This window comes from Stenotrophomonas sp. SMYL8 (genome assembly GCF_036320065.1).
Lineage (GTDB): Bacteria > Pseudomonadota > Gammaproteobacteria > Xanthomonadales > Xanthomonadaceae > Stenotrophomonas > Stenotrophomonas maltophilia_A.
Map to the genome: position 1 here is coordinate 47,114 of NZ_JAWIRR010000023.1, position 22,366 is coordinate 69,479.

General features: G+C 66.8%; 17 protein-coding genes and 1 pseudogene. 10 read left to right on the plus strand and 8 right to left on the minus strand.

The features are described from left to right. Positions 1 to 88 precede the first annotated feature (88 nt). Together V3B25_RS16500 and uvrA are read right to left on the minus strand one after the other, a co-directional pair. On the minus strand, positions 89 to 496 hold the full coding sequence (locus V3B25_RS16500; RefSeq protein ID WP_053449117.1) for a thioesterase family protein: 408 nt from the start codon (positions 494 to 496) through the stop codon (positions 89 to 91). Then, a complete protein-coding gene (gene uvrA, locus V3B25_RS16505; RefSeq protein WP_121503917.1) occupies positions 496 to 3,498 on the minus strand; it encodes an excinuclease ABC subunit UvrA in 3,003 nt (1,000 codons plus the stop codon). Before uvrA ends, V3B25_RS16500 begins: the two co-directional genes overlap by 1 nt. Positions 3,499 to 3,837: 339 nt before the next feature. Here uvrA and rplU point away from each other — a divergent pair, with 339 nt between their 5' ends. The 3 genes from rplU (at position 3,838) to cgtA (ending at position 5,658) form a co-directional block, all read left to right on the plus strand. After that, entirely contained in the window at positions 3,838 to 4,146 is a 309-nt protein-coding gene (gene rplU, locus V3B25_RS16510) for a 50S ribosomal protein L21 (RefSeq protein WP_005408557.1), read from the plus strand. Positions 4,147 to 4,164: 18 nt separating this feature from the next. Then, complete coding sequence (rpmA, locus tag V3B25_RS16515) at positions 4,165 to 4,428, plus strand: 50S ribosomal protein L27 (protein WP_005415704.1); 264 nt, start codon at positions 4,165 to 4,167, stop codon at positions 4,426 to 4,428. Positions 4,429 to 4,605: 177 nt separating this feature from the next. Further along, the gene (gene cgtA / locus V3B25_RS16520; RefSeq protein ID WP_049424353.1) at positions 4,606 to 5,658 is read left to right on the plus strand and encodes an Obg family GTPase CgtA; all 1,053 of its coding nucleotides are present in this window, start codon (positions 4,606 to 4,608) and stop codon (positions 5,656 to 5,658) included. Positions 5,659 to 5,950: 292 nt separating this feature from the next. On the opposite strand, the gene rpsT is transcribed toward cgtA, so the two are convergent. Next, complete coding sequence (gene rpsT / locus V3B25_RS16525) at positions 5,951 to 6,220, minus strand: 30S ribosomal protein S20 (protein ID WP_005408560.1); 270 nt, start codon at positions 6,218 to 6,220, stop codon at positions 5,951 to 5,953. Positions 6,221 to 6,337: 117 nt separating this feature from the next. Here rpsT and murJ point away from each other — a divergent pair, with 117 nt between their 5' ends. From murJ to V3B25_RS16560, 7 genes and pseudogenes are all read left to right on the plus strand, one after another. Then, positions 6,338 to 7,942 (plus strand): murein biosynthesis integral membrane protein MurJ, encoded by a 1,605-nt coding sequence (gene murJ, locus V3B25_RS16530; protein ID WP_329811018.1) that lies wholly within the window; start codon positions 6,338 to 6,340, stop codon positions 7,940 to 7,942. A 75-nt stretch (positions 7,943 to 8,017) separates the two neighbouring features. Next, positions 8,018 to 8,965, plus strand: a complete 948-nt coding sequence (locus V3B25_RS16535) for a bifunctional riboflavin kinase/FAD synthetase (protein ID WP_329811012.1) — start codon at positions 8,018 to 8,020, stop codon at positions 8,963 to 8,965. After that, entirely contained in the window at positions 8,962 to 11,793 is a 2,832-nt protein-coding gene (gene ileS / locus V3B25_RS16540; RefSeq protein ID WP_329811013.1) for an isoleucine--tRNA ligase, read from the plus strand. Before V3B25_RS16535 ends, ileS begins: the two co-directional genes overlap by 4 nt. Next, entirely contained in the window at positions 11,793 to 12,317 is a 525-nt protein-coding gene (gene lspA, locus V3B25_RS16545; RefSeq protein WP_049424357.1) for a signal peptidase II, read from the plus strand. Before ileS ends, lspA begins: the two co-directional genes overlap by 1 nt. A gap of 27 nt (positions 12,318 to 12,344) precedes the next feature. Continuing rightward, a complete protein-coding gene (gene ispH, locus V3B25_RS16550; RefSeq protein ID WP_049424359.1) occupies positions 12,345 to 13,295 on the plus strand; it encodes a 4-hydroxy-3-methylbut-2-enyl diphosphate reductase in 951 nt (316 codons plus the stop codon). A 244-nt stretch (positions 13,296 to 13,539) separates the two neighbouring features. Then, positions 13,540 to 15,423 (plus strand): annotated as a pseudogene (locus V3B25_RS16555) (peptidase M61). Then, on the plus strand, positions 15,420 to 16,085 hold the full coding sequence (locus tag V3B25_RS16560) for a lysoplasmalogenase (protein ID WP_049424363.1): 666 nt from the start codon (positions 15,420 to 15,422) through the stop codon (positions 16,083 to 16,085). The pseudogene V3B25_RS16555 and the gene V3B25_RS16560 overlap by 4 nt, the downstream one beginning before the upstream one ends. 83 nt (positions 16,086 to 16,168) lie before the next feature. Here the strand turns inward: V3B25_RS16560 and V3B25_RS16565 are convergent, their stop codons facing one another. The 5 genes from V3B25_RS16565 to V3B25_RS16585 are packed head-to-tail and all read right to left on the minus strand — an operon-like array spanning position 16,169 to position 22,172. Beyond that, positions 16,169 to 16,888: a hypothetical protein gene (locus V3B25_RS16565; RefSeq protein WP_329811014.1), complete on the minus strand. Its 720-nt coding sequence runs from the start codon at positions 16,886 to 16,888 to the stop codon at positions 16,169 to 16,171. After that, positions 16,885 to 17,841 (minus strand): hypothetical protein, encoded by a 957-nt coding sequence (locus V3B25_RS16570; RefSeq protein ID WP_329811015.1) that lies wholly within the window; start codon positions 17,839 to 17,841, stop codon positions 16,885 to 16,887. The genes V3B25_RS16565 and V3B25_RS16570 overlap by 4 nt, the downstream gene beginning before the upstream one ends. A 46-nt stretch (positions 17,842 to 17,887) precedes the next feature. Then, on the minus strand, positions 17,888 to 20,686 hold the full coding sequence (locus V3B25_RS16575; RefSeq protein ID WP_329811016.1) for a TonB-dependent receptor: 2,799 nt from the start codon (positions 20,684 to 20,686) through the stop codon (positions 17,888 to 17,890). 11 nt (positions 20,687 to 20,697) lie between these two features. Beyond that, the gene (locus tag V3B25_RS16580; RefSeq protein ID WP_049424370.1) at positions 20,698 to 21,666 is read right to left on the minus strand and encodes a FecR domain-containing protein; all 969 of its coding nucleotides are present in this window, start codon (positions 21,664 to 21,666) and stop codon (positions 20,698 to 20,700) included. Further along, a complete protein-coding gene (locus V3B25_RS16585; RefSeq protein ID WP_080291744.1) occupies positions 21,663 to 22,172 on the minus strand; it encodes an RNA polymerase sigma factor in 510 nt (169 codons plus the stop codon). Before V3B25_RS16585 ends, V3B25_RS16580 begins: the two co-directional genes overlap by 4 nt. Positions 22,173 to 22,366 lie beyond the last annotated feature (194 nt).

Below are 22,366 nucleotides of genomic sequence, written 5' to 3' on the forward strand. Positions count from 1 at the left end.
TCCTGGGTGGGTGCGGGCGCCCCGGCGCCCCCCCCCCCCCCCCCGCGGGGGGGGGCCCCCCCCCCCGCCCGCCACTACCACAGGCGCGTCAGGTCGACGCGTTGCGGATCGCCTCCGGCAGCGGTGCGCTCTTGCCGGTCTGGGTGTCCATCCAGACCACCACCACGTTGCCGTCCGAATAGAGCTTCGATTCGTCCTGCTGGTCGACGATGCGGTGGCCGATGGTCACGCTGCTGTTGCCCAGGCGCTCGACGAACAGCTCGACCAGGATGTCGTTGGGCCACACGATGGGCAGCCGGTAGTTGACGTTGGTCGCGGCCACCACCGGTGCGATGCGGTCGGTCATCGACACACCGTCCACACCCAGCATCCAGCGCACGCGCGCTTCTTCCAGGTAGGAGATGTACTTGGCATTGTTCACATGGCCCATGCTGTCCATGTCACGCCAGCGCACGCTGATCGGGATGCGGGCCAGGATCTTGTGTTCGCTGCTCATCAGGCGTCCTTTTTCTTCTTGCTGGCAGTGGCGGTCTTGCTGGTCTTGCCGGTGCTCTTGGCAGCCACGGCCTTCTTCGCCGGCTTCTCGGCCTTTTCAGGCTTCACCTTGCGCGGCGGGCGGGCGTCGGGCTTGTTGGCCACGGCGGCCGGCTGCTCCGGGCGGGCGCTGGTGGAGGGCAGCATGCGGGCCAGGAACTGGCCGGTGTACGACTGCGGGCAGGCCGCCACGTCTTCCGGCGTGCCGGTGACCAGGATGGTGCCACCGCGATGGCCGCCTTCCGGACCCAGATCAACGATCCAGTCGGCGGTCTTGATCACGTCCAGGTTGTGCTCGATCACCACCACCGTGTTGCCTTCGTCGCGCAGCTTGTGCAGCACGCCCAGCAGCGCTTCGATGTCGTGGAAGTGCAGGCCGGTGGTCGGCTCGTCGAGGATGTACAGGGTGCGGCCGGTATCGCGGCGCGACAGTTCCTTGGACAGCTTCACGCGCTGCGCTTCACCACCGGACAGCGTGGTCGCGCTCTGGCCCAGCTTGATGTAGCTCAGGCCGACGTCGACCAGTGTTTCCAGCTTGCGCGCAATCGACGGCACCGGCTCGAACAGCTTCAGCGCATCCTCGACGGTCATTTCCAGCACGTCGTTGATGTTGAAGCCCTTGTACAGGATCTCCAGCGTCTCGCGGTTGTAGCGCTTGCCATGGCAGACGTCGCAGGGCACGTACACGTCCGGCAGGAAGTGCATCTCGACCTTGATCAGGCCGTCACCCTGGCAGGCTTCGCAGCGGCCGCCGCGCACGTTGAAGCTGAAGCGGCCCGGCGAATAGCCGCGTGCACGCGCTTCGGGCACCTGTGCGAACAGTTCGCGCAGCGGCGTGAACAGGCCGGTGTAGGTAGCCGGGTTCGAACGCGGGGTGCGGCCGATCGGCGACTGGTCGATGTCCACCACCTTGTCGAACAGGTCCAGGCCATCGATCTCCTTGTACGGAGCGATCGGGTGCGAGGCGCCGTTGATCTCGTTGGCGGCCAGCGAGAACAGGGTGTCGTTGATCAGGGTCGACTTGCCCGAGCCGGACACGCCGGTCACGCAGGTCAGCAGGCCCGACGGAATCGCCAGGTCCACGCCCTTCAGGTTGTTGCCGGTCGCCCCGCGCAGGTGCAGGGTCATCTTCGGGTTCGGCGTGTGCCGGCGCGCCGGAATCTCGATCGCGCGCTTGCCCGACAGGTACTGGCCGGTCAGCGAGCGCGGTGCCTCCAGGATGTCCTGCAGGGTGCCCTGGCCGACGATCTCGCCGCCGTGCACGCCCGCGCCCGGGCCGATGTCCAGCACGTAGTCGGCCAGCCGGATCGCATCCTCGTCATGTTCGACCACGATCACCGTATTGCCCAGGTCACGCAGGCGGGTGAGGGTACCGAGCAGGCGTTCGTTGTCGCGCTGGTGCAGGCCGATCGACGGCTCGTCGAGCACGTACATCACGCCGACCAGGCCGGCACCGATCTGGCTGGCCAGGCGGATGCGCTGTGCCTCGCCACCGGACAGGGTGTCGGCCTTGCGCTCCAGGGTCAGGTAATCCAGGCCGACATCGACCAGGAAGCCGAGGCGTTCGCCGATCTCCTTGACGATCTTCGCGGCGATCTCGCCACGCCAGCCCGGCAGGCTCAGTTCACTGAAGAACTTCAGTGCCTCGTCGATCGGCAGCACCACCAGCTCCGGCAGCGGGCGATCGGCCACGAACACGTTGCGTGCTGCCTTGTTCAGGCGCGCACCATTGCATTCCGGGCACGGCTGTTCGCTGATGTACTTGGACAGCTCCTCGCGCACCGCCGGCGACTCGGTTTCCTTGTAGCGGCGTTCGAGGTTGGGAATGATGCCCTCGAAGCGGTGCTTGCGCTGGGTGCGGCCGCCGGCTTCGGTGAAGTAGGTGAAGGTGATCGTCTCGTCGCCGCTGCCGTACAGCACGGCCTGCTGCACCTTGGCCGGCAGCGAGTTCCAGGCGGCGTCCACGTCGAACTTGTAGTGCTTGGCCAGCGAAGCGATCAGCTGGAAATAGTAGGCGTTGCGGCGGTCCCAGCCGCGCACCGCACCGGCGGCCAGCGACAGCTCCGGATGCACCACCACGCGCGAAGGGTCGAAGAACTCGGCAATGCCCAGGCCATCGCAGCCGGGGCAGGCGCCCATCGGTGCGTTGAACGAGAACAGGCGCGGTTCCAGCTCCGGCAGCGAGTAGTCGCACACCGGGCAGGAGTACTTGGAGGAGAACAGCGCCGGCGTGGCGTCGGCGGTGTCCAGGCTCTGCACCGAGGCCATGCCATCGCCCAGCTTCAGTGCGGTCTCGAAGCTCTCGGCCAGGCGCTGCTTGATGTCCTCGCGCGGGCGGAAGCGGTCGATCACCGCCTCGATGGTGTGCTTCTGGCGCAGCGCCAGCGGCGGCACCGCATCGATTTCATACAGCTCGCCGTCCACGCGCACACGCACGAAGCCCTGCGCACGCAGCTGGTCGAACACCTGTGCGTGTTCGCCCTTGCGGTCGCGGATGACCGGCGCCAGCAGCATGTAGCGCTGTTCCGGGTCCAGCGTCAGCACCTGGTCGACCATCTGGCTGACCGTCTGCGCTTCCAGCGGATAGCCGTGGTCCGGGCAGCGCGGGGTGCCGACGCGGGCGTACAGCAGGCGCAGGTAGTCGTAGATCTCGGTGATGGTGCCGACGGTCGAACGCGGGTTGTGCGAGGTCGACTTCTGCTCGATCGAGATGGCCGGGGACAGGCCTTCGATGTGGTCCAGGTCCGGCTTTTCCATCACGCTCAGGAACTGGCGCGCATAGGCCGACAGCGACTCGACGTAGCGGCGCTGGCCTTCTGCATAGATGGTGTCGAACGCCAGCGAGGACTTGCCCGAACCGGACAGGCCGGTGATCACGATCAGCTTGTCGCGGGGCAGGTCGAGGTCGAGGTTCTTCAGATTGTGCGTCCGCGCGCCGCGGATGCGGATGAAATCCATCGCCATGGGGGATCCGGTTGTGGGGGCGTTGGCTGGGTGCCGGGCCAGCAGGGAACGGCAATCGGTCAGCCTACCGAGGTGACCAGATGGGGGCAATGGGCGACAATGCCAGCCCGATGTCTCACCTGATGAGACCGGCCGACAGCTTTGTGTAGAGCCGAGCCATGCTCGGCTGCCGGGACCCCGAACCGTTCAGCCGAGCATGGCCCGGCTCTACAGGGCCCGGTCTCCAGGCCGTTCAGGGGTTGACTTGACCCGCGCCCGCTGATCTGCGTACAATTCCGCTCCTGTCCGCCCTCGATGGCGGCAGCTCAGACCACAATAACTACAGAGGAAGGCCTGGTCATGTACGCAGTACTGGTCACCGGCGGTAAGCAATACCGCGTGGCGCAGGGCGAAAAGCTCCGCATTGAAAAGCTCGAAGTCGAAGTCGGCAGCGAGATCAAGTTTGACAACATCCTGATGCTGGGTGACAGCGACGGCGTGAAGCTGGGCGATGCGCTGAAGGGCGCTGCCGTCACCGCCAAGGTCCTGTCCCAGGGTCGTGCTGACAAGGTCCGGATCATCAAGTTCCGTCGCCGCAAGCACCACATGAAGCGTCAGGGTCACCGTCAGTACTACACCGAAATCGAGATCACCGGCATCGCCGGCTAAGCATCAGGAGAAGCAGTCATGGCACATAAAAAGGGCGTAGGCTCCTCGCGCAACGGTCGCGACTCCAACCCGAAGTACCTGGGCGTCAAGATCTTCGGCGGCCAGGCCATCGAAGCCGGCAACATCATCGTGCGTCAGCGCGGCACCCAGTTCCACCCGGGTTCGGGCGTTGGCCTGGGCCGTGACCACACCCTGTTCGCCCTCGTGGACGGCAAGGTGGAGTTCTCGGTCAAGGGCGCCAAGAAGCGTCGCACCGTCAGCATCGTCTCGGCCGACGCCTGATCCAGGCATCGCCGGCACCCGTGCCTCGGCATGGGGGTGCTGCATGAAGAGCCCCGCTTCGGCGGGGCTTTTCGTTAGAGTGAAAGCAAGACCGGCCAGGCCGGGGTGCCGGCCAGTGGCTGGCATAACATTCAAGGCGACGGCAGGCAGGCCGCGCCCATCGCAGGCATCGAAACAATGAAACTGGTAGACGAAGCAGAAATCGAAGTGTTCGCCGGCAACGGCGGCAACGGCTGCATTGGCTTCCGTCGCGAGAAGTTCATTCCGCTCGGCGGCCCGGACGGCGGCGACGGCGGTGCGGGCGGCAGCGTGTACATCCGCGCCGACGAAAACCTGAACACCCTGGTCGACTTCCGCCATGACCGCATCTTCAAGGCGCAGCGTGGCGAGAACGGCATGGGCCGCCAGGCCTATGGCAAGGGCGGCGAAGACCTGACCATCACCGTGCCGGTCGGCACCGTGGTGATCAACGTCGCCACCGATGAAATCATCGGCGACCTGACCCAGCATGGTGATCGCCTGCTGGTGGCGCAGGGCGGTCGTGGTGGCCTCGGCAACATGCACTTCAAGAGCTCGACCAACCGCTCGCCGCGCCAGGCGCTGCCGGGCGAGCCGGGCGAAGAGCGCACGCTGAAGCTGGAACTGAAGCTGCTGGCTGACGTCGGCCTGCTGGGCTTCCCCAATGCCGGCAAGAGCACCCTGATCCGTGCCGTTTCGGCGGCGACGCCGAAGGTGGCCGATTACCCGTTCACCACACTGTACCCGAACCTGGGTGTGGTGAAGGTGGAGAACTACCGCAGCTTCGTGATTGCCGACATTCCCGGCCTGATCGAAGGCGCTGCCGACGGTGCCGGCCTGGGTGCGCAGTTCCTGCGCCACCTGCAGCGCACCCGCCTGCTGCTGCACCTGGTGGACATCTCGCCGATGGAAGGCGGGGTGGAAGGCATTTCCCCGGTCGAGCAGGTGCGCGCGATCGAGCGCGAACTGGAAAAGCATGATCCGGAGCTGCTGCAGAAGCCGCGCTGGCTGGTGCTGAACAAGGCCGACCTGATGTTCGAAGACGAAGCGAAGGCTGCGGCCGATCAGATCGTTGCCGAGCTGGGCTGGAAGGAGCCGTGGTTCCTGGTCTCCGCGCTGGGCCGCGAAGGTACTTTCCCGATCATGAGCCGGATCATGGCCTTCTTCGATCGCCAGAAGGAAGACGAGCTGGAAGCCCGCAACGCGCAGTAATGCTGTTGTGGTTCCATGCGAAAAACCCGGCTTCGGCCGGGTTTTTCATTTTCCGTTAGTGCCGGGGGCGGGGGGGGGGGGGGGCGGGGGGGAGCGCCCGCGGCGCGGACGACCGGGGCGGGGGGGGGGCGGGGGCCGCGCGCGCGCCCCCCCCCCCGCGGCCGCGGGCGCCCCCCCCCCCCCCCCCCCCCCCCACTACCGGATCGCGTGGATCGCAGGCAACAAAAAACCCGGCCGGGGCCGGGTTCTTTTTGCTGCCCGACCCCCGAAGGGGCAGGGCGGCAACGCCGGATCAGGCGGCCTTGAGGGCCTTGATGCGGTCGTTCAGGCGGCTCTTGTGGCGAGCAGCCTTGTTCTTGTGGATCAGGCCACGCGCGCTGAAGCGATCCAGGATCGGCTGGGCAACGGCGAAGGCGGCTTCGGCGCCGGCGGCATCGTTGGCGTCCAGCGCCTTGATCACTTTCTTGACAGCGGTGCGCAGCATCGAGCGCTGAGCCACGTTGCGCGCGTTGCGCACGACGGTCTGCTTGGCGCGCTTCTTGGCGGACTTGATATTGGCCACGGTGGTGGTTTCCTGAAAAAATCGGTGTTATGGGAACAGCAAGCTAGCTAGTATGATGGCCCGAGAAATGCACGTCAAGTCGATTGTCAAGAGGGACGCTGAGTGAGTTCACCGAAGATGTTGCGAGGCCTGCTGTCGTTCAGCAGCATGACCATGGTCTCGCGGGTACTCGGACTTGTCCGTGACCAGGTGATCACCACCACGTTCGGCACCAATGCGGTTACCGATGCGTTCTGGGTTGCCTTCAGGGTACCCAATTTCCTGCGCCGGTTGTTCGCCGAAGGCTCTTTCGCCACCGCTTTCGTGCCGGTGTTCACGGAAGTGAAGGAAACCCGCAGCCATGCCGAGCTGCGTGAACTGATGGCCCGCACCGCCGGCACCCTGGGCGGCGTGCTGATGCTGGTCACCGCGCTGGCGCTGATCTTCGCGCCGCAGCTGGCGGTCGCATTCTCGAGTGGTGCTGATACCGACCCGGTCAAGCAGACCCTGCTGGTCGACCTGTTCCGCCTGACCTTCCCGTTCCTGTTGTTCGTCTCGTTGACCGCGCTGGCCGGTGGCGCGCTGAACAGCTTCCAGCGTTTCGCGATGCCGGCGCTGACCCCGGTCATCCTCAACCTGTGCATGATCGCCGGTGCGCTATGGCTGGCGCCGCGGCTGGGCGGCACCCCGGAAAAACAGATCCTGGCGCTGGGCTGGGCGGTACTCGCCGCCGGCATCCTGCAGCTGCTGTTCCAGCTGCCCTCGCTGAAGGGCATCAACCTGCTGACCCTGCCGCGCTGGGGCTGGCGCCATCCGGGCGTGCGCAAGGTGCTGACGCTGATGGTGCCGACCCTGTTCGGTTCGTCGGTGGCGCAGATCAACCTGTTGCTGGATACCCTCATCGCGGCCAAGCTGACCGACGGCTCGCAGTCGTGGCTGTCGCTGGCCGATCGCTTCCTGGAGCTGCCGCTGGGTGTGTTCGGCGTGGCGCTGGGCACGGTGATCCTGCCGGCGCTGGCCCGCCATCACGTCAGCACCGACCGCGAGGGTTTCTCGCGCTCGCTGGACTGGGGCCTGCGGATGACCCTGCTGATCTCGGTGCCGGCCATGCTGGGCCTGCTGCTGCTGGCCGAGCCGCTGATCGCCACTCTGTTCCAGTACCGCCAGTTCACCGCCTTCGATACCCGCATGACCGCGCTGTCGGTGTACGGCCTGAGTTTCGGCCTGCCGGCGTTCGCCCTGCTGAAGGTGGTGCTGCCGGCGTTCTATGCCCGCCAGGACACCAAGACCCCGGTCCGTGCCGGTGTGGCCGCGCTGGTGGCCAACATGGTGTTCAACTTCGTCCTGCTGGCCGTGCTCTACCAGGTCATGGTGCCGGACGAGCTGAAGGCGCAGGGCGTGATGGCGGCCATCGGCAAGCAGCCGGGCCTGCACCTGGCGCTGGGCATCGCCAGCGCACTGTCCAGTTACCTGAACCTGGGCCTGCTCTGGTACTGGCTGGGCAAGACCGATGTCTACCAGCGCCGGCCGGGCTGGGGCGGCTATCTGGTGCGGCTGCTGCTGGCCTGTGCGGCCATGGTCGGCGTGCTGTTGGCCCTGCTGCATTGGGTTCCCGACTTCACCGTCATGGACAAATGGCACCGTATCGGTGGCCTGATGCTGCTGGTCGGCGGCGGTGGCGCGACCTACGCGGTAGCCATGCTGGCGATGGGCTTCCGCCCGCGCGACCTGCGTGGGCATTGATCGCGGCCCGTGGCGGCTATACTTCAGGGTTACACCATTGAAGCAGCGGCCCCGGTCGGGCCGGAACGAGAGTTGATGAGCAGGCTGTTCAGAAGCGTCGAGGGCGGGGAGCTGTTCCCCAACGGAAGCGTGGTCTGTATCGGTGCATTCGACGGCCTCCACCTGGGCCATCGTGCGCTGGTCCGCCACGCGGTTGCCCGCGCGCGCGCCTTGGGCGTGGCCGCGGTGGCCGTGGCGTTCGAGCCGCTGCCGCGTGAATTCTTCGCCCAGGGCACGCCGCCGCCGCGGCTGACCCTGGCGCGCAGCAAGGTCGAGATCCTGCGCGAGCTGGGTGTCGATGCGATCGGCCTGCTGCGTTTCGACGCGGCGATGGCGGCGATGCCGGCCGAGACCTTCGTGCGCCAGTTGCTGGTCAAGCGCCTGAGTGCGCGTGAGGTCTGGATCGGCCCGGAGTTCTGCTTCGGCAACCGCCGCCGCGGCGACCTGGCCCTGCTGCAGCAGCTCGGCGCCGAGCTCGGCTTCAGCGCCGGCGAGATCGAAGCGGTGGATCTGCACGGCGAGCGCATCTCCAGCACCCGCATCCGCCAGCTGCTGCAGGACGGCGATTTCGCCCGCGCCGGCGATCTGCTCGGCCGTCCCTACGCGATCAGCGGGCGGGTGGTGCGTGGGCGCCAGCTCGGCCGCACGCTGGGCTTCCCCACCGCCAACCTGCGGTTCCCGAAGACCCCGGCGCTGTCGGGCATCTACGCGACCTGGGTGCACGGCGTGTTCGACCAGCCGTGGCCGTCGGTGTCCAGCTTCGGCACGCGGCCGACCGTGGACGGCGTGGAGCCGCTGCTGGAAGCGCACCTGTTTGATTTCCAGGGCGACCTGTACGGGCGCCACATCGACGTGGAGTTTGTCGCCAAGCTGCGCGACGAAGAGAAATTCAATGATCTGGCGGCACTGACCGACCAGATGCACCGCGACGCCGAACAGGCGCGCGCCCTCCTTTCCGAACATAGATTGCGAGCCACTGCGTGAGCCAGGACTACAAGACCACCCTGAACCTGCCAGCCACCGAATTCCCGATGCGCGGCGACCTGCCCAAGCGCGAGCCGGGCATTCTGGCGCAGTGGGAAGCGCAGGGGCTCTACCAGCAGCTGCGTGACAACGCCGCCGGCCGCCCGCTGTTCGTGCTGCATGACGGCCCGCCGTACGCCAACGGCCGCATCCACCTGGGCCACGCGGTCAACAAGATCCTGAAGGACATCATCGTCAAGTCGCGCTACCTGGCCGGCTTCGATGCGCCCTACGTGCCGGGCTGGGACTGCCATGGCCTGCCGATCGAGATCGCGGTCGAGAAGAAGTGGGGCAAGGTCGGCACCAAGCTCGACGCCGTTGAATTCCGCCAGAAGTGCCGCGAGTTCGCCGAAGAGCAGATCAACATCCAGCGCGTGGACTTCAAGCGCCTGGGCGTGACCGGTGACTGGGACAACCCGTACAAGACCCTGAGCTTCGACTTCGAAGCCAACGAGATCCGCGCGCTGGCCAAGGTCGTGGCGAACGGCCACCTGGTGCGTGGCGCCAAGCCGGTGTACTGGTGCTTCGACTGTGGCTCGGCGCTGGCCGAAGCCGAGATCGAGTACCAGGAAAAGGAATCGCCGGCGATCGACGTGGCCTACGCCGCGCGTGACGCGCAGGCCATCGGCCAGGCGTTCGGCGTGAGCGTGCCGGCTGACGTCGAGGTGGCGGTGCCGATCTGGACCACCACCCCGTGGACGCTGCCGGCCTCGCTGGCGGTGTCGCTGGGTGCGGAGATCAACTACGTGCTGGCCGAAGGCCCGGCCCACAACGGCAAGCGCCGTTGGCTGGTGCTGGCCGCGGCCCTGGCCGAGCGCGCGCTGCAGCGCTATGGCGTCGAAAACGTGGTGCTGCACGGTGAAACCACCGGTGCCGCGCTGGAGAACCAGCTGCTGGCGCACCCGTTCTACCCGGAGCGCGAGATCCTGGTGCTCAACGGCGAGCACGTCTCCGACGAGGACGGTACCGGTGCGGTGCACACCGCCCCCGGCCACGGCCAGGAAGACTTCGTGGTCAGCCAGAAGTACGGCCTGCTGGACAAGTACAACGCCGGCCAGGTGACCCCGATCGACGGTCGTGGCGTGTACCTGGAATCGACCCCGCCGGCCGGTGACGTGGTGCTGGCCGGCCAGCACCTGTGGAAGGCGCAGGAGGCCATCGTCGGCGTGCTGCGCGACAACGGTTCGCTGCTGGCCTTCCACCCGATCCGCCACAGCTACCCGCACTGCTGGCGCCACAAGACGCCGGTGGTGTTCCGCGCCACCCCGCAGTGGTTCATCTCGATGGACAAGGCCAACCTGCGCAACGATGCGCTGGCCGCCATCGATACCGTCGGCTGGTTCCCGACCTGGGGCAAGGCGCGCATCCAGAGCATGGTCGACGGTCGTCCGGACTGGACCATCTCGCGCCAGCGCACCTGGGGCGTGCCGATCGCACTGTTCACCCATCGCCAGACCGGCGAGATCCACCCGCGTTCGGTGGAGCTGATGCAGCAGGTCGCCGACCGCGTCGAAGCCGAGGGCATCGACGTGTGGTATTCGCTGGATGCTGCTGAACTGCTGGGCGCCGAAGCGGCCGACTACGAGAAGGTCACCGACATCCTCGACGTCTGGTTCGACTCGGGCGTGACCCATGAAGGCGTGCTTGCGGCGCGTGGCTTCGGCAAGCCGGCCGACCTGTACCTGGAAGGTTCCGACCAGCACCGCGGCTGGTTCCAGTCCTCGCTGCTGACCGGCGTGGCGATCGACAAGCGCGCGCCGTACAAGCAGTGCCTGACCCACGGCTTCACCGTGGACGAGCACGGCCGCAAGATGTCCAAGTCGCTGGGCAACGGCATCGAGCCGCAGGACATCATGAACAAGCTGGGCGCGGACATCCTGCGCCTGTGGATCGCCTCGGCCGACTACAGCAACGAGATGTCGCTGTCGCAGGAGATCCTCAAGCGCAACGCCGACGCCTATCGTCGCCTGCGCAACACCGCACGCTTCCTGCTCGGCAACCTGGACGGTTTCGATCCGGCCCAGCACCTGCAGCCGCTCGACCAGATGGTCGCGCTGGACCGCTGGATCGTGCATCGCGCGTGGGAGCTGCAGGAGAAGATCAAGGTGGCCTACGACGGCTACAACATGGCCGAGATCGTGCAGCTGCTGCTGAACTTCTGCAGCGTGGACCTGGGCTCGCTGTACCTGGACGTGACCAAGGACCGCCTGTACACGATGCCGACCGATTCGCACGGTCGCCGTTCGGCACAGAGCGCGATGTACCACATCGCCGAAGCGTTCACCCGCTGGGTCGCGCCGATCCTGACCTTCACCGCCGACGAGCTGTGGGGCTACCTGCCGGGCGAACGCGCCGAGCATGTGCTGTTCACCACCTGGTACGACGGCCTGGCGCCGCTGCCGGCCGATGCCCAGCTCAACGCCGCCGACTTCGACCAGCTGCTGGCCGTGCGCGAGCAGGTGGCCAAGGTGCTCGAGCCGATGCGTGCCAACGGCGCGATCGGTGCCGCGCTGGAAGCGGAAATCACCATCGCCGCCAGCGAAGAGCAGGCCGCGAAGTGGCAGCCGCTGGCCGATGAACTGCGTTTCCTGTTCATCAGTGGCGACGTGCAGGTGCGCCCGGCGACCACCGACGAGGTGTTCGTCAGCGCCCAGCCGACCACCAAGGCCAAGTGCGTGCGCTGCTGGCACCACCGCGCCGACGTCGGCAGCAACGCCGACCACCCGGAACTGTGCGGCCGCTGCGTGAGCAACATCACCGGCGCCGGTGAAGTGCGGAGCTGGTTCTGATGGCCGCGCCCCGTCCGCATCCGAACGCCCTGGTCTGGCTGCTGCTGTCGGCCGCCATCATCGGCCTGGACCAGTGGTCCAAGGCCTGGGTGTTGTCGAGCCTGCCGGAGTTCCAGCCAGTGGTGGTCATCGACGGCTTCTGGAACTGGTACCGCACCTACAACACCGGTGCCGCGTTCAGTTTCCTGAGCGACGCCGGTGGCTGGCAGAAACACTTCTTCACCGTGTTGGCGATCGTCATCAGCGGCCTGATGGCCTGGTGGCTGCGTAGCACTGCCCGCGGCAACTGGAAGGCCGCGGTGCCGTACGCGCTGATCATCGGCGGCGCGATCGGCAACGTGATCGACCGCCAGGTGCATGGCCATGTGGTCGACTTCATCCAGTGGTACGTGGGCAGCTACACCTGGCCCTCGTTCAACATCGCCGATTCGGCCATCGTGGTGGGTGCCATCGGCATTGCCCTGTTTGGCCTGTTCGACGGCAAGTCCGCCAAAAAGGCGGATAATGCCAATCCGAAACCGTAAGCCGGCCGCTGCCGGGAGACTGAACTGATGGATGTGCTGCTCGCCAACCCGCGTGGATTCTGTGCCGGCGTCGATCGTGCGATCGAGATCGTCAAGCGCGCGATCGAAACGCTGGGCGCGCCCATCTATGTCCGCCATGAAGTGGTGCACAACCGCTTCGTGGTCGACGACCTGAAGCAGCGCGGTGCGATCTTCGTCGAGGAACTCGATGAAGTGCCGGACAACAACACGGTCATTTTCAGCGCGCATGGCGTGTCCCAGGCCGTGCGCCAGGAGGCCGAGCGTCGTGGCCTGAAGGTGTTCGACGCCACCTGTCCGCTGGTGACCAAGGTCCACTTCGAAGTGGCCCGCCACTGCCGTGCCGGCCGTGACGTGGTGCTGATCGGCCACGCCGGTCACCCGGAAGTGGAGGGCACCATGGGCCAGTGGAACCGCGAAGCCGGCACCGGCCAGATCTATCTGGTCGAGGATGTCGAGCAGGTTGCCACGCTGCACATCAACCAGCCGGAAAACTTCGCCTATACCACCCAGACCACGCTGTCGGTGGACGATACGCGCGGCATCATCGATGCATTGCGCGAGCGTTTCCCGGCGATGCAGGGCCCGAAGAACGACGACATCTGCTACGCCACGCAGAACCGCCAGGACGCCGTGCGCGATCTGGCCAAGCGCTGCGACCTGGTGCTGGTGGTCGGCTCGCCGAACAGTTCCAACTCCAACCGCTTGAGCGAGCTGGCCCGTCGTGAGGGCGTGGAGTCGTACCTGATCGACGGCGCGCACGAGATCGACCCGCAGTGGGTGGTTGGCAAGCAGCACATCGGTGTGACCGCAGGTGCCTCGGCGCCGCAGGTGCTGGTTGATGGCGTGCTGGCGCGTCTGGCCGAGCTGGGCGCCAGCGGCGTGGGCGAGCTGGACGGCGAACCGGAATCGATGGTGTTCGCGCTGCCGAAGGAACTGCGCCTGCGCCTGGTTGACTGACCGGGCCTGACTCTGGTGGGTGCGAACCTTGGTTCGCACTGCTTCTGGACACATTCCATCCACGCATGGCGTGGATCTACTGAAACCGCTCTGGTGGGAGCGAACCAGCACAAGGTGCGTGCGAACCTTGGTTCGCACGCCTTTGGCATGCACGGATCGGCGCACCGACCATGACCTTTGGCCATGGGGCCGGGCACTGCACAGGCCTAGCATCGGAAAATTCTCCGTTGTTGGAACCTGCCCGATGAAGACCCGTGCCCTGGTGATGTCCGTGCTGTTCGCGCTGGCCGCCACGCCTGCGCTGGCGCAGACCTCGCCGCCGGCGAACGCGGCGGCCCCCGGCCTGCTGCGCATCGATGTGGACGCGCGCGATCTGGCCCGGCGCATCTTCAAGGTGACCGCCACGGTGCCGGCCAAGCCTGGCCCGATGACCCTGCTGTACCCGCAGTGGATTCCCGGCAACCATTCGCCCACCGGCCCGATCGACAAACTGGCCGGCCTGCGCGTGACCGCCAACGGCAAGCCGCTGGCCTGGCAGCGCGACCAGTTCAACGTCTATGCGTTCAAGGTGAACGTGCCTGAGGGCGTGAGCGAGATCGTCGCCCACTTCGATTTCCTGTCCTCGCAGGGCGGCAGCCAGGGCCGGGTGGTGATGACCCCGGAAATGCTCAACCTGCAGTGGAACGCCAACTCGCTGTACCCGGCCGGGGTCGATGCACGCAACCTGCAGGCGCAGGCCAGCGTGACCCTGCCCAAGGGCTGGTCGTTCGCCACTGCCCTGGAAACCGCGCGACGCGACGGTGACACCGTGGTGTTCAAGCCGATCTCGTATGACCATCTGGTCGATTCGCCGTTGTTCGCCGGCGAGCACTACCAGCGCATCGATCTCGACCCGGGTGCGAAGGTGCCGGTGCACCTCAATGTGTTCGCCGACGAGGCCAAGTCGTTGAAGCCGAGCGAGGCACAGATCACGATGCACCGCGCGCTGGTGCAGTAGGCCGACAAACTCTATGGCGCGCGCCACTACAACCACTATGAATTCCTGCTGGCGTTGACCGACCGCCTTGGCGGCATCGGCCTGGAGCATCACCGCTCCAGCGAGAACAGTGCCGATCCAGGCTACTTCACAGAGTGGGACAGCAACGCGTGGATGCGCGACCTGCTGCCACATGAGTACACCCATTCGTGGAACGGGAAGTACCGTCGCGGCGCCGATCTGGCCACCGCCAACTTCAACGTGCCGATGGGCGACAGCCTGCTGTGGGTGTACGAGGGCCAGACCCAGTTCTGGGGCCAGGTGCTGGCGGCGCGTTCGGGCCTGTGGTCGACCACACAGGCGCGCGACATGCTGGCCAACGTGGCCGCGACCTATGACCGTGGTCGCCCGGGCCTGGCCTGGCGGCCGCTGCAGGACACCACCAACGACCCGACCATCGCCCAGCGCCGCACGTTGCCCTACCGCAACTACCAGATGAGCGAGGACTACTACTCCGGCGGCCAGATGCTGTGGCTGGAAGTGGAGGGCAAGCTGCGCGAGCTGAGTGGCAACCGTCGCAGCCTGGACGACTTCGCGCGCGCGTTCTTTGGCGTCGGCAATGGCGACTGGGACGTCAACCCGTACACCTTTGATGACGTGGTCGCGACCTTGAACGGCATCGCCCCGTATGACTGGGCCACGTTCCTGCGCGGGCGCCTGGACGGCCATGGTTCGTTGACCGGCGGCCTGGAACTGGCAGGTTGGAAGCTGGTCTACCGCGATACCCCGAACGACGCCTACAAGGCACAGGAAAAGCGCGCCAAGGCCGCGTTGCTGGCGTACTCACTGGGTGCGACCGTGCTCGACAACGGCACGGTCGGTGACGTGATCTGGGACAGCCCGGCGTTCAATGCCGGCCTGGCGCCGGGCATGAAGGTGATTGCAGTTGGCGGGCGCGAGTACAGCAGCCAGCGGCTGAAGGATGCGGTGGCGGCAGCAGCAAAGGACAAGGCACCGATCGTGTTGCTGGTGAAGCAGTTCGATCGCATCGAAACGATGAGCATCGCCTACCACGGTGGCCTGCAGTACCCGGTGCTGGAGCGCATCGCCGGCAAGCCTGACCGCCTCGCAGAGCTGTGGAAGGCGCGATGAAACCGCGCGCCCGCGATGGTCTGATCCTGCTGATGGCAATCCTCGCCATCATCGGCGCGTTCCTGCATGGCGATGGGCGTTGGCTGCACTGGCTGGCCAAGCCGACGACCACGCTGCTGATCGCTGCCATCGCCTGGCGCGTGCACAATCCCGCGCAGCCGTTCTATCGGCGTGCGGTGCTGGCCGGCATGCTGCTCTCGTGCGTGGGCGATATTGCACTGATGCTGCCGATGGATGCGTTCGTACCGGGACTGGTCGCATTCCTGCTGGCGCATGTCTGCTACATCATCGCCTTCCGCGGAGGCCTGCGTGCCGGGCGTGGGCTGGTCGGCGCCAGCGTCCTGCTCGGTGCGTTTGCCGTGCTCAACGTGCTGGGCCTGTGGCCACACCTGCCCGCACCGATGCGTATTCCGGTGCTGGCGTACGTGGTGGTGCTGGCATCGATGGCGGTGCTGGCCCTGGCACGGCAGTGGCGCCGCCCGCAGCCTGACGCCATGGAGGCCGCCAGTGCCCGTTGGGCCGCTGCCGGTGCCGTGCTGTTCGTCGCCAGCGATTCACTGTTGGCCTGGGACCGCTTCGCCGGTGGCCTGCCGCTGGCCAGCCTGCTGGTGCTGTCCACGTACTACGCCGCGCAGTACGCCATCGCGCGCTCGGTGAAATAGAAAAAGGGGACGGAGGGGATTAAGTCGCAAACCGCACCAAGGCACATACGACTTAATCCCCTCCGTCCCCTTTTTTGTGTGGCCTACCGGCGGCTCACGCCGCGCAGGGCGCCCTGCGCATCGAACTGCAGGCGCATGGATTCGCGGTCACCGGCGACTTCGTCCGGCAGCCACACCAGCTTGCCGCCCTTGCGCACGATCACGTAGACGTGGCCGACTTCAGATGCGGGGTTCTGCAGCGCATTGCGCTGTTCCTGCAGCGCCTGCGCCACGCGCGGCACAGCCTCGAAATCGATGCTGGCCAGGGATGTGCTGCTGCGCTGCAGGCTGATGGTCGGCGCAAACTGCTGCGGGTTCACCGGATTGCCCTTGCGCCATTGGCCACGTTCAAAGTGATAGCTGTCGACGTGGCCCGGCTGTTGCGGATCGACCAGATCGAGGTTGATGCGGCCATCGTCGTAGAAGTGGATGCTGTGGAAGACCGTCAGCCGCTGGCCGGCCAGCGCTGGCATCTGCTCCAGTGCCTGACGGGCAGCCAGCAGGTAGTCCGCATCGAACAGGCGGTTGTTGCGCTCGGGCGCCGCAGCGGTGCTGGCGGCGGGGAAGGGCGCCGGGGACGGCACAAGCGATGCGGATTGCTCGCGCGGCGACTGGGACGAGACGGAGGCAGGCAACCGGTCCGGCTGTACCGAATGCCCCAGCGTTTCGCTGATGGTCTGCAGGGCGCCTCCGGCAACGGCCACGCCCGCCAGAACCAGCAGCAGTACCAGGAACACGGTGCGGGTTGAGGGCGGCTGTTTCATACTCCCTCCAGGCGTACGTTGCTGCGGTCATCCGGGTCGTACAGCAGCGTCACATGCTCGCGCGGGATGTTGGCCAGTTCAATCAGCGGGATGAAGCGGCGCACGCGAGCCTGCTGCACGTTGCCTTCGCGGTCGATGTATTCCAGCTGGAACTCCACCTGTGGCTGTTCGTTGAGGTAGGTGCCGGTCTGACGCACCTTCAACACCCTGGCCTCCACGCCGATGCCGCGATACTTCAGCGCATCGCCGCGGGCATCGGCGTGCAGCAGGCGGTCGAGCAGGCGCAGGCCCAGCGCATAGCCACACAGCACCAGCGGGCACACCAGCAGCGGGTGACCGAACGACAGGAAAGTCCAGCCCAGCCCCTCGCTCTGCAGCTGGTAGGCCCACACATAGGCAGCGGCAACGATGGCGATGCCGAGTGCTGCACCGATGCCGCGCCGCCACAGGCTGGCGACATTCAGTTCGGGCTGGGCACCGTCCAGCACGATGTTGGGGAATGCTCCGGGTGTCCGGCCCAGGCGCGCATCGATGTGCCTGCCCACCTCGAAGCGATGCAGCTGGGGTTTGCTGTCGACCACCAGCATCTGTTCGCGGACCGGCGTACCGGACAGGTTCTTGAAGGACAACTGCAGTTTCCATTGCGCGAACCCACGCACCTGCACGCCGGTCTGTTCGGCCTGCTCGATCAGCGCACTGCGCGGTTCACCGTCGGCCAGGATCGACTGCACCCGGTGCAGTGCGCGTGGCGGCCCCAGCAACAGGTAGTGCAGGAAGGCGAACAGCAGCGTCAGCCACAGGACGATCGACAGTGCGAGCAGCAACAGTGCCAGCCACGGTGCGCTGCGGTCGACCAGCGCTACCGGCCACGAAGTGCCGAAATAGAGAATGCAGGGAAAAGGCAACGCGAAGAACAGCAGGAACGCGCCCCAGAACCAGAGATAGGCTTTCATGGGGGAAGGGGACCGCGGTGGAACAGGGCGCGTAGATTACTACGCTTCAGCGGAACTGCAGGGTAAGCAGGTAGTAGCGGCCGAGCGGATCGTCCAGCCCGGGCATCTGCCCGCCATTGCCGACCAGATAGTTCACCGGTTGCGTGTCCAGCACGTTGTGCACGTCCAGCGCTGCAACGATGCGCGGCCCCAGCCGGCGTGCGAGGTGCAGGTTCCAGCGCAGCTGCCGTGGGTTCATGCAGTGGTTCCGGTCGACCTGCTTCTGCGGGCACTCCGCCCCCGGCAGCCAGGCACGCGTGCGCCCGATCTGGTTGCCGCGCAGCGCGATGTCCCAGTTGCTGTTCTGCCATTGCACGTTCAACACCGCAGCCAGCTCGGGTGTCACATGACCACGCAGGTCCACGGCGGCCTCATGGTCACGGCGGCGAAGCAGTTCCTGCTGCTTCAGCGCATCGAGCGAAAACAACCATTGGCCGTTGCTGCCGCTGTCGATGCGGTACTCGCCACGGAGCACCCAGTTGCGGGAGGTGGTGCGGCCGATGTTGTCGAACGACAGGCGCAGGCTGCCCAGGTGGCCGTCTTCATCCAGTTCCCACGTGCTGCGGTTCCACACCGCATCGCTCGGCTGCAGGGCGAGGATCTCGTTGCGCAGTTCCACGATGTTGTGGGTCAGCGACAGCGAGAACGTGTCGTCGGGCGTCCACGTGGCTGCCAGCGAATGGCTGCGTGATCGTTCGGCCTTCAGTGCATCGTTCTCAACCACGTTGGCCGTGACGCTGCAGCCGCCACCACGCGTGGCGATCGCACATTCCGGGAGGGCACTGGACACCGGAAGCGTGATCGAGCCGAAGTAGCCGGGAGGCCGCCGTTGCTCGAACAGGCTCGGTGCACGATAGCCGCGCCCGCTGGCCAGCAGGAACGACCAGTGCGGCGTCGGGCTCCAGCGCAGCCCGGCACGAGGCGAGAACGCCATGAAGCCGCCGTCGCGGTCCCAGCGTGCAGCCAGGTCCGCGCGCAGCGTGGGGGCCAGCGGCAGGCCCAGCTCGGCGTAGACGCCACTGCTTTGTCGCGACAGGCGGCGTCGCTGCTGTGGCAGGCCCAGCGCAAGGTCGCCCTGGCTCAGCAGTGCGTCCGGACGCGAGGTCCAGCGTTCATGGCGCAGGTCGATGCCGGTGGCCAGCTGCGCATTGCCGCCGGGCATTGCCATCAGCTCACGCTGCACGCCCCACCAGCCCTGCCATTGTGCGGTGCTGCCGCGGTTGCGGATGGACGGAAACAGCGTGTCCGCCTCGGCCGCCGGCGGCGCGTCGAAACCGGGAGTGAACCTGCGCGCCTGCGTTGCTTCAAGCAGGCGTGTCGTGCGCACGGTGCCTGCAGTGGACAAGGTCACGTCGCTGCGCTGCGCGCTGATGCCCGCCTCCCAGCTGCGCCGGCCCTGGTCGCGGCCGATGCCGAAGGTAAGGTCGGCATCGGTGGCGCGGACGCTGGGGCGCACGTTGCCGGCCTCACGCAGCACACTGTTGAAGGTGATCCCGCGCGAGACCACCGCAACGGCGGTCGGGCCCAGATCGAAGCGCTGGCGGTTGTGACTGGCCCGCGCCTCGACATAGGCATAGCGTCCCTCACCACGTTCATGCCGGTAGTGCAGGAAGGCCGACGCGGTATCCGAGGCGGGCTGCAGCGACCGCGGCCGCGCGCTGTCAAACCAGCAGCCATCCTCGCGCCGCTTCAGGGGCGGCTCGCAGCGCCGGGCGGGCACGTACCAGTTGCCGAAGATCGCGCCGATCGGATACAGCGAGGTTTCCGCGTGCCAGTCACGCTGGTCACCGGCGACATGGTCGACACGGTGCAGATCGAGTCCGGCAAACCAGCGGTCCCCGTTGCCACGCGCGCCGCCCGTGGCGGCCTGCAGGCGGTACTGGCCCGCATCGCCCCGGCTGCTGAGCCCGGTCTGCAGCATGGCTTCGGGCCCATCGGCCTGGTCGCGCAGGATGATGTTGACCACGCCGGACATGGCGTCGGCCCCATAGATGGCCGAGGCACCACCGCGTACCAGTTCGATGCGGTCGACGAAGCTCAGCGGAATGCCGCCGAGGTCGGTGAGCCCACCCTGTTCCAGCGACACCATCGGATAGCGCGGCAGGCGCCGGCCGTTGACCAGGAACAGCGTCGCCCGCGGGCCCATGCCGTCGAGGCTGGTGGTGGCCGCTGCGCCCACCGGCAGGTACTGCGAATCGCCGCCGCGCGAGGTGCTCATGGCCGGATGGCCGTTCATGCCGGGCAGGTGCCGCAGCAGGTCGAACAGATTGCCGTAGCCGCTGCGCAGGATATCGTCGCGATCGATGGTGGTGACCGGCAGTGTGGTCTGCACCGAAGAGCGCGGCAGCCGGCTGCCGGTGACATGGATGGGCGCCAGTTCCACCTGGTGTGGCGTGTCGGCGGACTTGGGAGCCGGGCGCGGCAGGCGCGGGGCTGCGACCGCTTTCGGCGGCGTGGCAGGGGGCTCGGGATGGACGCGCCGCACGACAAAGGCACCGGATGAAGTGCGCAGGATGTTCACCGGCAGGCCGGCGACCAGCTGCTTCAGGGAGGCCCCGGTATCGCGTTGGTCACGGCTGCCGCCGGTGCGCAGATCATCCAGTTCACGTGCGTCGAACAGCAGGGCGGTGCCACTCTGCCGGGCCCATTGCTGCAGTGCCGGCACCAGTGGGCCGGCGCCCACGTCGATCTCCAGCGTGCCGGCGGGCTCGCCGGCATCGGCCATCGGTAGTGCGGCAACACCCAGTGCAAGGCATAGCAGGGCGCGGAGCAGCCCCCACTGCAGCGCACCCGGACCTGCCTTCACTGCCGGTCTCCTCAGTAGGTGCGGCGCAGTTCCAGCGCGCCATCCGGACGCGTCTGGCCAGCCACGGACCAACCCAGTTCCAGCGCCGACAGCAGCTCCTGTGCATCACCGGCGCGGAAGGTGCCGCTTACAGCCAGGTCGGTGATCTCCGGATCGACGATCACCAGTGGCGTGCGGCCATAACGGTTCATGCGCTCGACCACGATCGACAGTGGCGTGGCATCGAACACCAGTTGCCCACGCAGCCAGCCTTCAGCGGCTGCGTTGGACGAGAGGGCAGGGCCCGGCTGGATACGGCCGGAGGGCAATACCTGCAGCTGTTGGCCGGGTGCCAGCGTGTGCTGCGCTGCGCCGTTGCTGACTTCCACGGCACCTTCCAGCAGTGCGACCTCGACCAGGCCGTCGCGCAGGCGTTCCACCTGGAAGGTCGTGCCGATGTCGCGGATCGTACTGCCGCCGGCGTGCAGCTGCAGCGCCTTGTTCGACGGAGCGACCTGCAGTTGCAGCCGACCCCGCTCCAGCACCAGATCACGATGACGCCAGCCGAAGCGGGCGCGGAGGGTGGTGCCGGCATCCAGCATGGCGACGCTGCCATCGGCCAGCGTCTGCTGCTGTGCCTGGTGCGAATCATTGGCGTAGACCTGTGGCGTCGGGTTGCCGTCGACGGCAACCATCCAGCCGATGCCGATCGCCATGCAGACACCGGCGGCAGCGGCCACGCCCGGCAACCAGCGCCGGCGCGGCGGACGCGCCGCCCGTGCCGCGGCGGTGCGCAGCCAGGGGTCAGCCGCAAGCTCCGCACCCTGCTGGAACAGGGTTTCGGCCTGCACCCAGGCTTTGACGTGGGCCGGATCTTCGGCCAGCCAGTCCTCGAACGTTTCGCGTTCGGCCGATGTGCAGTCCGGGGCTTCCAGGCGGGCTACCCAGGCGCTGGCGCGTTCAAACAGCTGTGCATCATTCCTGTGCGGGGTGCCACTCATTGGCCGTCCCTGTCGTTGTGCAGCGGATCCGATCCCAACTCCTGACGCAGGCCCTGCAGGGCCCGGGCGATATGTTTTTCCACGGTCTTGGCAGTAATTCCACAATGCCGCGCGATCTGCGTGTAGCTCATGCCGGTGATGCGGTTGAGCAGATAGACCTCGCGTGCGCGTTCGGGCAGCTTGAACAGGGCCTGCCGCAGCAGGGACAGCATCTGCCCTGACTCGGCCTGGCGCAATGGATCGGGCGAGGAACTGGGCGGTTCGTCGCTGCCATCGTGTTCGGCCAGCGGCAGATGCGGCCGCGACTGCGGCGAGCGTCCGCGGTCTGCCAGGCGGTTGCGGGCGATACGATACAGCAGCAGGCGCAGTTCGTCCGGGCCCTGTGCGCGATAGCGGATCAGCCGCTCCATGCAGTCCTGCGCGATATCCTCCGCATCCTCAGGCCCGACCCCCCGCGTGCGCAGGAACGCGCACAGCGGTGCGCGCTCTTCGCGTACGAACGCGATGAAGGCATCCGCAGGTGCGGGCGGCTCCGGCGCGCGATGGATCAGGGGAGACGGGGTGGACAGGGCTGGCCTCGACTGTCGGTGGCGAATGCGTCATCGAGTTTTACGCGACGATGACCGGATGGGGAAGAGTGTGCATCGATCGGATTCTTATTGTGAATGTATTCATTTTTCAGGATCCGTTCCACTGGGGG

Excerpts from the sequence above, each read along its gene's own strand:
- V3B25_RS16565 (WP_329811014.1), bottom strand. The coding sequence starts at position 16,888 with ATGAAACAGCCGCCCTCAACCCGCACCGTGTTCCTGGTACTGCTGCTG.
- cgtA (WP_049424353.1), top strand. The coding sequence starts at position 4,606 with ATGAAACTGGTAGACGAAGCAGAAATCGAAGTGTTCGCCGGCAACGGC.
- uvrA (WP_121503917.1), bottom strand. The coding sequence starts at position 3,498 with ATGGCGATGGATTTCATCCGCATCCGCGGCGCGCGGACGCACAATCTG.
- rplU (WP_005408557.1), top strand. The coding sequence starts at position 3,838 with ATGTACGCAGTACTGGTCACCGGCGGTAAGCAATACCGCGTGGCGCAG.
- V3B25_RS16580 (WP_049424370.1), bottom strand. The coding sequence starts at position 21,666 with ATGAGTGGCACCCCGCACAGGAATGATGCACAGCTGTTTGAACGCGCC.
- murJ (WP_329811018.1), top strand. The coding sequence starts at position 6,338 with ATGTTGCGAGGCCTGCTGTCGTTCAGCAGCATGACCATGGTCTCGCGG.
- V3B25_RS16570 (WP_329811015.1), bottom strand. The coding sequence starts at position 17,841 with ATGAAAGCCTATCTCTGGTTCTGGGGCGCGTTCCTGCTGTTCTTCGCG.
- V3B25_RS16560 (WP_049424363.1), top strand. The coding sequence starts at position 15,420 with ATGAAACCGCGCGCCCGCGATGGTCTGATCCTGCTGATGGCAATCCTC.
- V3B25_RS16535 (WP_329811012.1), top strand. The coding sequence starts at position 8,018 with ATGAGCAGGCTGTTCAGAAGCGTCGAGGGCGGGGAGCTGTTCCCCAAC.
- lspA (WP_049424357.1), top strand. The coding sequence starts at position 11,793 with ATGGCCGCGCCCCGTCCGCATCCGAACGCCCTGGTCTGGCTGCTGCTG.
- V3B25_RS16500 (WP_053449117.1), bottom strand. The coding sequence starts at position 496 with ATGAGCAGCGAACACAAGATCCTGGCCCGCATCCCGATCAGCGTGCGC.
- ispH (WP_049424359.1), top strand. The coding sequence starts at position 12,345 with ATGGATGTGCTGCTCGCCAACCCGCGTGGATTCTGTGCCGGCGTCGAT.
- rpmA (WP_005415704.1), top strand. The coding sequence starts at position 4,165 with ATGGCACATAAAAAGGGCGTAGGCTCCTCGCGCAACGGTCGCGACTCC.